General features: G+C 61.2%; 9 protein-coding genes. 5 read left to right on the forward strand and 4 right to left on the reverse strand.

Annotated elements, in window-relative coordinates; all coding sequences use genetic code 11:
• On the reverse strand, positions 1-1,006 hold a 1,006-nt coding region (locus VN887_09455; GenBank protein HXT40237.1), incomplete at its 3' end, for a hypothetical protein.
• A 148-nt stretch (positions 1,007-1,154) separates the two neighbouring features.
• Between VN887_09455 and VN887_09460 the strand changes: the two genes are divergently transcribed.
• Both VN887_09460 and VN887_09465 read left to right on the forward strand, forming a co-directional pair.
• Entirely contained in the window at positions 1,155-1,787 is a 633-nt protein-coding gene (locus tag VN887_09460; protein ID HXT40238.1) for a sigma-70 family RNA polymerase sigma factor, read from the forward strand.
• A 55-nt stretch (positions 1,788-1,842) separates the two neighbouring features.
• Positions 1,843-5,253: a protein kinase gene (locus VN887_09465; protein HXT40239.1), complete on the forward strand. Its 3,411-nt coding sequence runs from the start codon at positions 1,843-1,845 to the stop codon at positions 5,251-5,253.
• A gap of 29 nt (positions 5,254-5,282) precedes the next feature.
• Here VN887_09465 and VN887_09470 read toward each other — a convergent pair whose 3' ends face one another.
• On the reverse strand, positions 5,283-5,528 hold the full coding sequence (locus VN887_09470) for a zinc ribbon domain-containing protein (GenBank protein ID HXT40240.1): 246 nt from the start codon (positions 5,526-5,528) through the stop codon (positions 5,283-5,285).
• 49 nt (positions 5,529-5,577) lie between these two features.
• Positions 5,578-7,224 carry a putative manganese-dependent inorganic diphosphatase gene (locus VN887_09475; protein HXT40241.1) on the reverse strand — a complete coding sequence of 549 codons (1,647 nt, stop codon included), beginning with the start codon at positions 7,222-7,224 and terminating at the stop codon, positions 5,578-5,580.
• 105 nt (positions 7,225-7,329) lie between these two features.
• On the opposite strand from VN887_09475, the gene VN887_09480 reads away from it, so the two are divergent.
• On the forward strand, positions 7,330-8,106 hold the full coding sequence (locus VN887_09480) for a ParA family protein (GenBank protein ID HXT40242.1): 777 nt from the start codon (positions 7,330-7,332) through the stop codon (positions 8,104-8,106).
• A 113-nt stretch (positions 8,107-8,219) separates the two neighbouring features.
• On the opposite strand, the gene VN887_09485 is transcribed toward VN887_09480, so the two are convergent.
• Positions 8,220-9,323: a cellulase family glycosylhydrolase gene (locus VN887_09485; GenBank protein HXT40243.1), complete on the reverse strand. Its 1,104-nt coding sequence runs from the start codon at positions 9,321-9,323 to the stop codon at positions 8,220-8,222.
• 55 nt (positions 9,324-9,378) lie between these two features.
• Between VN887_09485 and VN887_09490 the strand changes: the two genes are divergently transcribed.
• On the forward strand, positions 9,379-10,722 hold the full coding sequence (locus tag VN887_09490) for a serine hydrolase domain-containing protein (GenBank protein HXT40244.1): 1,344 nt from the start codon (positions 9,379-9,381) through the stop codon (positions 10,720-10,722).
• Between the two features lie 45 nt (positions 10,723-10,767).
• On the forward strand, positions 10,768-11,691 hold the full coding sequence (locus VN887_09495; protein HXT40245.1) for a diacylglycerol kinase family protein: 924 nt from the start codon (positions 10,768-10,770) through the stop codon (positions 11,689-11,691).
• The last annotated feature ends 74 nt before the right edge of the window (positions 11,692-11,765 follow it).

Below are 11,765 nucleotides of genomic sequence, written 5' to 3' on the forward strand. Positions count from 1 at the left end.
TCGTCGTCGCGCCGCTCCCGCTCATCGTCCCCCCCGTCCAACCCAGCACCCCGCTCACCGTCAGCACCCCCGCCCCGCTCAGGGTGCCCCCGCTCAACGTCCCGCCAGCGCTTGTCGCGTTGCCGTTGAAGTTCGCCGTCCCCCCACTGACCACCGTGCTCCCGCTCACCGTGTAGCCCCCGTTCACGTCCACGCTCCCGCCGCTGAAACTCACCGTCCCCGCCGCGCTCACCGTCGAGTTGGTCTCCAAAATCATCGGCCCGCCGGCAAAGTTCAACGTCGCTCCCGCCACCGCGTTGAACGTCCCCTGGCTGTCCCCCCCGCCATTCAAACTCATCGTCCCGCTCTGCACCAGCAGGCTGCCGTTGTTGTTGAACGCCGGGCCAATGGCCGTGCTGCCCGTCCCGCCGCTCTTTTCAAACGTCCCCGTGTTGTTGATCGTCGCCACGCCCCCGAGGTTGTTCTGGAAACTGGTGTCCCCGGCCACGTCGAACGTGCCCCCGTTGTTGAACACCGCCCCCTGTCCGCTCCACAGGTCCCCTCCGCTCAAACTCGTCGTCCCGTTGTTGTTGATCGTCCGCTGCCCCAGCAGCTTGTTGTTCGTCCCGCTCAACACCAGACTCCCACCGTTGGCGATCGTCGTCGCGCCGCTCCCGCTCATCGTCCCCCCCGTCCAACCCAGCACCCCGCTCACCGTCAGCACCCCCGCCCCGCTCAGGGTGCCACTGGAGAGATCCAGACTGCCAACCGTGGAGTCGGCTTCAACGGTGACAGTGACGCCCAGAGCCAGAATCGCCTTGTCGGCCGATCCTGGAACCTGGCTGGGGCTCCAGTTCGCAGCGGTGTTCCAGTCGCCACCCGCACCGTTGGTCCAGGTGATGTCCGCCGCATCGAGCGAAAGCGAAATTCCCAGGAGAGCGCCAAGCGCAGTCAACAGGCTAATGTTGTTAAACCATTGCTTCATAGATAGTTTCTCCTCAAGTTCGCTTTTGATGTAATGGGGCACGGCTCACCATAGGGCTTAACTCGCGGCCTGGAGAGCCGTTTTAACAAAAAACTGTTAGAACTTGCCGCCGCTCACGAGTTAGCCGGGAGAAAGAACTCGACAGAGCGCGCCGAAGTTTTAAGAGAAGCGCATCGGCAGCCACCGCACCATGCCCTCTAACCCGGACGATACAATCCCCACGCGGCAAAGCCTGCTGGAGCGGCTGAAGAACTGGGAGGACCAGACGGGCTGGCAGGATTTTTTTCATACCTACTGGAAACTCATTTATGGTGTCGCGAGGCAGGCAGGCCTGACGGATGCCGAGGCACAGGATGTGGTGCAGGAAACCGTCATTTCCGTGGCAAAAAAAATGGGAGCGTTCAAAACCGACCCGGCTTTCGGCTCGTTCAAGAGCTGGTTGCTCCAGATCACGCGCCGGCGAATCGTCGATCAGTTCCGCAAGCGGCCGCGCCAAATCGAGTTCAGAAAGGGCCGCACGGACGGCACAGCCCGCACGCCCACGTTGGAAGCGATTCCCGACCCGGGCGCCCAGGAGTTGGAAACGATCTGGCAGGAGGAGTGGCGGCGCAACCTGGTGGACGTGGCGTTAGGAAGAGTGAAGCGGCTTGTCAGCTCGAAACAGTTTCTGCTGTTCCACCAACAGGCGTTCAAACAATGGCCGCCGCGAAAAGTCGCCGCGAAATACGGGGTGAGCATGGCGCAGGTTTACATGGCCAAATACCGCGTTGCGGGCATCCTCAAACGCGAAATCAAGAAACTGGAGCAACGGCTCTCCCGGTAAAAGCTGTTGCGGCAATTCACGGAAAGATTTAACAAGGATCCGTTCCGCACAAGTTATGTCCGAAGCTGTGGCACGGTCAGGTGTTCCCGATGGGTCCACGACTTCGGCGGGTCGTTCCCCAAGTCGGGCTATCCGCCCCCCGCCGCGCATTCCCGATTATGAACTCCTGCGCCGCATCGGCCACGGCAGTTACGGGGACGTCTGGATTGCGCGGAGCGCCACCGGAGCATATCGTGCGGTCAAGATCGTTTATCGCGATACTTTCGGGAGCAGCCGACCCTTCGAACGCGAATTTGAAGGCATTCGAAGATTTGAACCCATTTCGCGCCTGCACACGAGTCAGGTGGACATCCTCCACGTCGGGCGCACCGACGGTTGTTTCTATTACGTGATGGAACTCGCGGACGACTGCGCGGAAGGCCAGCGCATCGATCCCGAGCATTACTCGCCCCGAACGGTGCGGAGTGAAATAGCGCGCCGGGGCAGTCTGCCCTGGGAGGAATGCCTGCACATTGGACTTTCACTGACGATGGCGCTGGAAAATCTGCACGGACACGGTCTCGTCCACCGCGACATCAAGCCATCGAACATTATTTTTGTAAACGGCGTCCCCAAACTCGCTGACATCGGGCTCGTGACCCGGGCCGACGCGACCATTTCCTTTGCCGGCACGGAAGGTTACATCCCGCCGGAAGGCCCCGGAACCGTTGCTGCCGATCTCTACAGTCTGGGCAAGGTCCTCTATGAGATCTCAACCGGCAAGGACCGACAGGACTTTCCCGAACCACCAACCTTGTGGGACGGAATCTCGAACGAGCGCCTCTGGCGGGAGTGGCACGAAGTGCTGCTGAAAGCCGGCGAGCCGAACCCGCAGTTGCGCTACAGGACGGCGGCGGAACTGCGATCCGATCTGGCGTTGCTGCAAAGCGGTAAATCGGTCAAACGCGTGCATCTTCTGGAAAAGCGACTGGCGCATTTGACCAAAGCCGGTTCAGTCATCGGCATGGTCGCGGTGCTGGCAATGGCCGGGTATTTCTACCAGCAGCGTCAGACCGCACGCGTGCAGAAGCTGGTGCGCGAGGAAATGCGACAGCGCAAGCGGGCCGAGGAAGCCCTGCTGAAATTGGAGATTCAAAAGTCCGACGAACTTTTGCGCAGCGATGATTCAAGCGCCGGCCTTGCCTATCTGGCGCGACTTTTGCGGAATGATCCATCCAACCGCATCGCCGCGGAAAGACTTTTTTCTGCGCTCACACAGCGGACATTCGCCCGACCGGTCGTCGGCCCGATCAAACACGAGAAGGAGATTCTCTATGTGCAGTTCAGTCCGGATGGTCAATCCGTGCTGACGGCCTCGGCCGACCAGACCGCGCGCATCTGGGACGCCGGGACCGGACGTCCGTTGACTGCACCGCTTTCCCATCAGAACGCGGTTTGGTATGCGGAGTTCAGTCCGGACGGACGGCGGGTCGTCACCGCTTCGTTCGACAAGTCCGCACGGATTTGGGACGCCGCTTCGGGGAAACCGGTGACGCAACCACTCCGTCACAAAGACAAATTATGGTCGGCCTGCTTCAACCCGGCGGGCGATCAGGTGGTCACCGCCTCCGAGGACGGAACGGCTCAAATCTGGGCTGCGGCAACCGGCGAGGCCGTCGCGGTCCCGATGCGACATCGTGCCAGCGTGAACGCTGCGCAGTTCAGTCCGGACGGCGCGATCATTGTGACGGCTTCGGACGACCACACCGCTCGTCTCTGGGACGCACGGACCGGGCGGGAGATCGTCGCGCCGCTCGAACACGCCGCGCCGGTCCGGTGCGCGCGTTTCAGCCCGGACGGACGGCTCGTCGTGACCGCCTCCGAAGATGGGACAGCAGCCCTCTGGGAAACGCGATCGGGGCGGCGCGTCGGTCGTCCACTTAGGCACGCTGCCGCAGTTGTATTTGCCCGGTTCAGCACAGATGGTCAGCACGTCGTGACCGCTTCAGCGGATCGGACTGCAAGAATTTGGGATGCCGAGACCGACCAGATGATCGGCGGGCCACTGCGACACTTTGGCTACGTTCGTTTCGCGGAGTTCAGTCCGGACAATCAAAGAATCGTGACGGTTTCGACTGATCGGACCGCCAGAATCTGGAGCGCAACCACCGGGGTTCCGCTGTTCGAGCCGATGCACCTGGGTGGCGAGGTCAAGGCCGCAAAGTTCAGTCCGGATGGTTCGAGGATCGTGACAGCTGATTCGAGCGGCGCAGCGTTGATCTGGAACGTCAGATCATCTCAGGCGGCAAACCGTGGCGCCCGGCACCAAAGCGCGGTGAACTCCGTCTGTTTCAGTCGGGACGGCCGGCGCGTGATCACGTCCTCAGACGACAGAACGGCCCGTATCTGGGACGCGTCCTCCGCGCGCGAGTTGATTCCGCCGCTCCAACACTCCGCCGCAGTCCTCGCAGCGTTGTTCAGTCGCGACGGCCAGCGCGCGATTACGTCTTCCGCCGATGGAACCGTTCATCTCTGGGACCTGCGCACGGGTCGTGACCTGGTGAAACCATTCCGCCATGACGCCGCAGTCCGCATCGTCAAATTCGATTCCCGGGAAGAGCACATCCTGACAGCAGACGACAACGGGACTGTTCGTGTCCGGGATGCCCGGACAGGAAGGGAGGTGATGGGTGCGCTTCATTATTCCAGTGAGATACGGGCGGCCCAATTCAGCCGGGATGGCGGGCGGGTGATAGCCTGTGCGTCGGACAACTGGGCGCAGATCTGGAACGTGGCAACCGGGCGGCCTTCGAGCGAGCCGCTGCGCCATGGCAATGTTGTGTGGCATGCTGAATTCAGCCCGGATGGACACCGCGCCGTCACGGCATCCAGCGACGGAACGGCCAGAATTTGGGATTCGGTCTCGGGCCGCGAGGCGGCGAAGCCTCTCCGGCATTCCGGCCGCGTTCGGTTCGCCCGGTTCAGCCCCGACGGAAAACGCATCGTTACCATCTGCCCGGATAATACGGCGACAATCTGGAACGTCGCGGAGTGCCGGGTCGCAGCGGAACCGATCAAACACGGCGGCGAAATCCTGTGCGTCGAGTTCAGTCCGGATGGGCGGCGAATTCTCACCGCGTCCCGCGATCATACCGCCCGCGTCTGGGACACGTTTACCGGGCTGCCGCTTTCAGAACCATTCCAGCATGCGGCGGCGGTGACGTGCGCCGCGTTCAGTCCCGACGGCCAGCGGATCGTGACGGCGTGCCAGGACGGCCTGTGGCGCATTTGGGACGTGCCTGACGCAACGCTTCCGACGCCGGATTGGTTGTCACGCTTGGCGGAGGCCCTGGCCGGCCAGCGGTTGGACGAGGCCCAAATCACCTGCCCGGCGATCGAGGAGTTCCTGGGGCTGAAAAAAACCGTGGCAGAAAGTTCGTCCGTGGACCTTTACACGACCTGGGCCAGGGAACTGTTGCGAGATTAACATCACCCGGAACCGACTCTCCCTGCGACCTACTGCCGCTCATATTCGCCTTTGCCGGTTTTTTTGAGAACGGTGAAACCGGCCTTCTTCGCGTCCGTGATCGAGAGCGGCTTCAGTTTTACCGGCGAGTTGAATGTGGAGATCACCTTGCGCACGGGCTTTTTGCAAGCCGGGCATTGCGTCAGGGGCGCCGCGCTCAATGGCCGGCGCAGGGTAAACTTTCCGCCACAAGCCTTGCATTCGCCGTCGCACAATTCGTATTCGTAAATGGGCATGGTCGAAACCGATGATTCCGTCCTATGATTGCAGACTTTCTCCCGTTCTTCAACACCCCGCCAGGCAGTGCGTCAAATACGGGAGCAATTGCTTCTTGCGCGAAACGACGCCTTCGAGTTCGTAAATTCCCGGTTCGAGTTCGGGGTAGTCAACCTTCTGCAGGAATTGCTCCGAACCGGCAATCACCAGCAGCGAGGTCTGCTTGACCACGTCGGTGACCAGCAGCGCGCAAAAGAAATAGCCCTTGTTCGCGCGCAACGCTTCCAGCGCCGCCACCACGTCCCGCTTCCGCTTCCAGAACGCGTCGAAACCGATCTCCTCGATTTGCGCCACGCTGAAACTGCGGCCCTGCTCCGCGTATTCCTTGCAATCAGTCGCGATGGCCTGCGCCGCCGGCTTCGAGACCAGCAACGACCCGGAGGCAAAGAGTTTTTCAGTGAACTCGCCCGCATTGACCCCCGAGATTCTCTCCAGTCGCGTCAGGATCTCAACGTCGCGCCCGGTCGTCGTCGGCGAGGTGAGATTCAAAGTGTCCGAGACCAGCCCCGCCAGCAGCAACCCGGCGATCTGCCCGGTGAGCTCGACGCCGTGGCGGAAAAAACAATCAGCCACGATGCTGCTCGTCGAGCCCACAGGCTCGTTGTGGAACAGGATCGGCTGGTGCGTCGTGAGCGCCCCGATGCGATGGTGGTCGATGATTTCCAGGATTTCGACCTGGCCGGCCCCGTGCACCGCCTGTGAAAGCTCGTTGTGATCCACGAGAATGAGCTGCCGCTCCACTTTTCTCAGGAAGTCGGATTTTGACAGGATGCCGACGACCTTCTTGTGATCGTCCAGGACGGGAAACGCGTGGAACTGCGACCCGGCGGCGAGCCGCTGAACCGCCGACAACGGTTCATCTTCGTGAAAGGTGAGGAAATGCTCGTGCAGCATGTGCCCGACCGTGATCGCCGTCCGACACAGCATGGCGGTCGTCGCGGAATCGTGCGGCGACAACAGCAGGCTGACTTCGTTGCGCCGGGCGGCTTCGATCACTTCAGGCTCGACCGGCAGGCCACCGGTCACCACGACCACGCGCACGCGCTCGTCGATGGCAAGCATCTGAATATTCTGCCGGTCCCCCACGATGACGATCAGTTTTTCACGCGGGTAGCGTGGGAGCCGCTGCGCGAACGAATTCACGTTCATCGCGCCGATCATCAGCACGAGGTCCTCCTCGCGGTCGGGCTCGCTCGCGATAATCATCTTCGCGTTCAGCGTCCGGGCCAGGTTGCGGAGCGAGGCCAGCACGCGGCGGGAATCGAAGACCCGGTTCGGCGCGGGGAAAAAGAACTTGCTCATCTTGAAGACGGAGACGATGCCCCGGCACGTCCGATCCTCGTTCAGGATTGGCAGCGCGCGAATGTTCTTGTCATCCATGATGCCAAGCGCCTCCGCGACCGTGGCGCCGGGCGGGACACTGACGACGCTGGTCTGCATCACGTCGCGGATTTTCGGCGCGACGTCGGCGACAAATCGCGGGGGTGGCGCCCCGAACGTCTTCAGAACAAAATCAATCCGATCGTTGGTGTCGCCGCAGCGCGCGGCGACGGCGCGCGGCATGCCCGTGCGGCGTTTGAACTCGGCATAACCGATGGCCGAGCAGATCGCGTCGGTGTCCGGATTCCGATGACCGATGACCAGAACTTCACTCATTCAGAGCGCGAGAAACTAAGCGCAAGCCACCTGCCCTCGCAAGCACAAGCGGGTTACTTTGCTGAAAACCTTGAACTCACGGGGCGGGTCTCATTTAATCACCGCGTGCCTGCCAAAGTCATCGCCATCGCCAACCAGAAGGGCGGGGTGGGCAAGACCACCACCGCGGTCAGCCTCGCCGCCTGTCTCGCGTCGGTCGGCAGACGCGTGCTGTTCATTGACCTCGACCCACAGGCCAACGCCACCAGCGGACTGGGCGTCGAGAAGGTCGAAGGCGCGAGCGCCTACCGGCCGCTGCTCGGCGAGGGCGCGTTGAACGAAAAAGTTCAGCGGACAGCCTACGAACGCCTCGACATCATCCCCAGCGAAGTGGACATGTGCGGCGCGGAAATCGAACTGTCGCGATTGGAAAACCATTTGCACCGGTTGCGCCAGGCCCTCCAACCGCTGCGTGACGGTGACGGCCACGAACTGATCATTGTGGACTGCCCGCCCTCGCTTGGAATTCTCACACTTAACGCCTTCGCCGCTGCCGATTATCTCATCGTCCCGCTGCAGTGCGAGTATTACGCGCTCGAAGGTGTCGCGATGATCAACCGGATCCTCGGCCAGATACGAGAGTCAGGGACAAACGCGAGCCTTGAACTGCTCGGCGTGCTGATGACCATGTTCGACGGGCGCACGAATCTTTCGCACCAGGTCGTCGGTGAAGTCCGCCAGCATTTCGGCCCGGTGGTGTTCGACACGGTGATCCCGCGCACAACACGGCTCGCCGAAGCCCCGAGTTTCGGCAAACCCATCACTTACTATGACAAGTACAGCACCGGCGCGGCCGCATACGAGGTCTTGACCCAAGAAGTGCTGGCAAGGTTGAAAATATAGAACCGGCTTTTCCTCCTGCTCGAACATACCGGGACGCCGAACGACGTTCGTTCGCGCGCGTTGAATCAGGCACGGGGTGAAGCTCGCCCTTCTTTCGGGAGGATTGGCGCCGGTCACCCCTTGAATGACTGCAACATTTCCAACATCTCCCGGTCCAGCTTGTGCCCGTGCCAGTCCTCGTACTTCACGTCCGCGCGGCCGCTGTCGAGGATGCCAAATCCGCCGCTGAAATTCCACATTGCCCAGCCCCAGCCGGCCTGCTTCCATAAATCCAGACAGTCACGCAGCCAGGCGAGGACGATTTTGTGCGGTGTCCGGTTGAACGCGCCAAACTCGCCAACCATTACGCCGACGCCCCGAGCTTCAAGCTTCTTCCACGGTTCGATCTGCCGCTCGCGCAGCGTCTCCTTGTTCCAGAGTGTGTCGCCTTCCTTGATCGGCCAGGTTGGTTCAGACCATTTGTCCGCGCCGTTCACCCATGACGCCTGGTAATGCGACACGTGCGATGGCCGGTACCCGCGCGTCGCCGCCGCCACGCCCAGACCCAGCAACTCTGTCGGAGCGACGTTTCCCCACTCGCGCCCATCGCAGATGATGAGTCGTTTCTCGTCGTGCTTGCGAATGGCTTCGACGATGTGGGCCACGACGCGACGATAAGTGTCTGCTTCGAGCTTCGCCGGTTCGTTGAACAGGTTGAAACTGAGGACGCGATTCGGAATGCCCTGGTAACGCTTCGCGAATGTTGCCCAGTGCAGCGCGCAGACTCGCAGCGCCTCGTCGTTGCTCCAGACAGGCTTCGGCTCCGGCGGTTGGGCGACGGTGTAGCCGGGCGCGCGATGGAAGTTCAGATTGACGTGGACCCCGTGCGTTTCGCCGAACTTCACGGCTTCATCAATTTCCTTCAACGTCGGCTCGTGAAACTTCGTCCAGTCATTGTCTTCAATCCACATCCGGTAATCCATCGGCAGCCGCACAAAATTGAACCCGAGTTCGGCGATCCACTCGAAGTCCGTTTCGTTGAAGCGGTGGTTCTGGCCGTTGAATTTTTCCAGCAGGTTGAAGCCGTGCCAGCGCGGCAGCTTCTTTGCCGACGGTTCGGGCAACACCCCTGGCGCCGCCGCGAAAAGTCTGGTATCGGCAAGCCCGCCAATACCCAGGGCGGTTCCCGCCACGGCGGTGCGTGACAAAAACGTTCTGCGGGAAATATGATTTTGCATGGTTGATTTGACTGGACGATACGCTTCTAATTCACTGAACCAACAAAGAATTTCGATGCCCGCGCGACTCAAACAAAAAATACGCCCGCTCGCGCCTCGCTCCGGCCCTGCGTTGGTTTCGCGCCGGCAATTCCTGCGGACAGCCGGGACGCTGGGTCTGCTCGCGTTGACCGGGACCAGCCCGCAGGCCGAACAGGCCGGTGGCGGTTTTCTTTCCGAGTTCTTTTCCTTCGACCGCGAAATCCAGAAATTCATGGCGGCGCGCAAGGTTCCCGGCGGCGCACTCGCCGTGGTGAAGGATAACCGGCTCGTTTACACGCGCGGCTACGGCTGGGCGGACCGAGAGAACAAGATTTCAGTCAAACCGACGTCGCTGTTCCGCATCGCCAGCATCTCCAAACCGTTCACCGCCGTCGCGGTGTTGAAACTGATCGAAGAGGGAAAGCTGGGTCTGGACGCGCGCGTCTGGGACGTGCTCGGCCTGGAGTCTTGGATTCCTGACGGGAAGAAGGCCGACGAGCGATGGAAGGGTATCGCGACTCGTCATCTGCTCCATCACACCGGTGGCTGGGATCGCGACAAGAGTTTCGATCCGATGTTTCGCCCGCGTGAAATCGCGAAGTCATTGGGGGTTTCAAGCCCGCCCGGTCCACGCGACGTCATTCGTTACATGCTTGGACAGCCGCTCGATTTCGATCCCGGCGCACGCTACGCCTACTCGAATTTCGGCTATTGCATTCTGGGCCGCGTGATCGAAAAGATCACCGGCCTGGCCTACGGGGAGTTTGTTCAGAAGAATGTACTGTCGCCGATTGGCATCATACGAATGCGGCTCGGCGCTTCGCTGGAAGACAAGCGAGCGGACGGTGAAGTGCGCTACTACACGCCGGGCGATGAAATGGCTGAGAGCGTGTTCGGTGACCATTCCGAAAAAGTGCGCTGGCCGTACGGCGGTTTTTGTTTGGAAGCGATGGACGCGCATGGCGGTTGGATTGCGTCGGCGGTTGATCTGGCCCGTTTCGCCGCCGCGCTTCACGACTCTGAACACAGTTTGTTGCTCAAACCGGAAACGATTCGGACGATGCACGCGCCGCCGGAACCGCCGGTGTTCCGGAACGACGACGGATCGTTGAAGGATCATTATTACGGCTGTGGCTGGTTGGTGCGGCCGGTTGGCAAAGAAGGCGGAGCCAATTACTGGCACAACGGCAGTCTGCCGGGAACTTACACGTTGCTGGTTCGACGTTACGACGGCGTGAGTTGGGCCGTGCTTTTCAATCAGCGTTCGGACGATGACAAGCTGCCCGATGGAGAGATTGATCCCGCCCTGCATCGCGCGGCCGACGCAGTCCACCAGTGGCCGACGTTCGATCTGTTTCCGAATTATCGTCGGGCTTGAACCGCGTCGGGCGCGGCACGGTTTTTCAACTCCCTTCGGTCACGCATGAACCGACGTATTCTGTTGATCGCGAATCCCGGTGCCGCGGCGGGCCGGGCAACCGGGCGCTGGGAAAATCTGCTGGGCGGACTGCGGCGGCGAAATCTCAGGTTCGATTACGTGATCACCGAACGTCCGCGCCAGGGTGTGATCCTCGCGCAGGAAGCGAGCGGCAAGTATGATGTAATTGCCGCGGTTGGCGGCGACGGAACCATGAACGAGGTGGCCAACGGCCTCCTGCTCGCAGGCGACACGAAAGCCGCCCTCGCCGTCATTCCGTTCGGCACCGGCAACGACCTCGCCCGAATGATCGGAATTCGGAGTGTTGAAGTCGCGCTGGACGCGCTCGCCCGGGGCGCGTCCCGACAAATCGACGCCATCGAGGTTTCCTGTCACGAGCACGGCAAACCAACGAAACATTTCGCGTTGCTCTACGCAGCGGCCGGTTTTGCCGGTGAAGTGGGCAAACACACCACGCCAACCGTCAAAGCGATCTTCGGGACGCGGTTCTGTTACTCAGTCGGATTCTTTCGCGCGCTGCTCTCTTTTGAATCTCCAACCATGCGCGTGCGGTGCGGTGAACAGGCGTTCGAGGGCAGGATGTTTCTCGTCTCGGCGGCAAAAGCCGAAGTGATCGGCGGTGGCACCATGCGCCTTTCGCCCGGCGCAAAGATGGACGACGGCAAACTCACCGTGAACATCGTGGGGAACCTTGGGCGGCTGGAAACGTTGCGATGTTTTCCGCGCTTGCTCAAGGGAACGCACACCACCCATCCGAAAGTGAATTGTTTGACCGCGTCGTCGCTGACCGTGGAATCGGAGCCGGCCGTCGAGCTTCAACTCGATGGCGAACTGATCGGATACACACCGGCGACGTTTGAAGTGAAGCCAAAAGCAATCAGGGTGGTGACGACCCATATCTCCAAGTAGCCGCAACTTTTAAGTTGCGACGGCTTGAGGAACTGTCGCGCAAGCCAAAGCTTGCGACTACAACGCTGGGGCAT

Origin of the sequence: Candidatus Angelobacter sp., from assembly GCA_035607015.1 — a bacterium.
In the GTDB taxonomy this organism is placed as follows: Bacteria; Verrucomicrobiota; Verrucomicrobiia; order Limisphaerales; family AV2; genus AV2.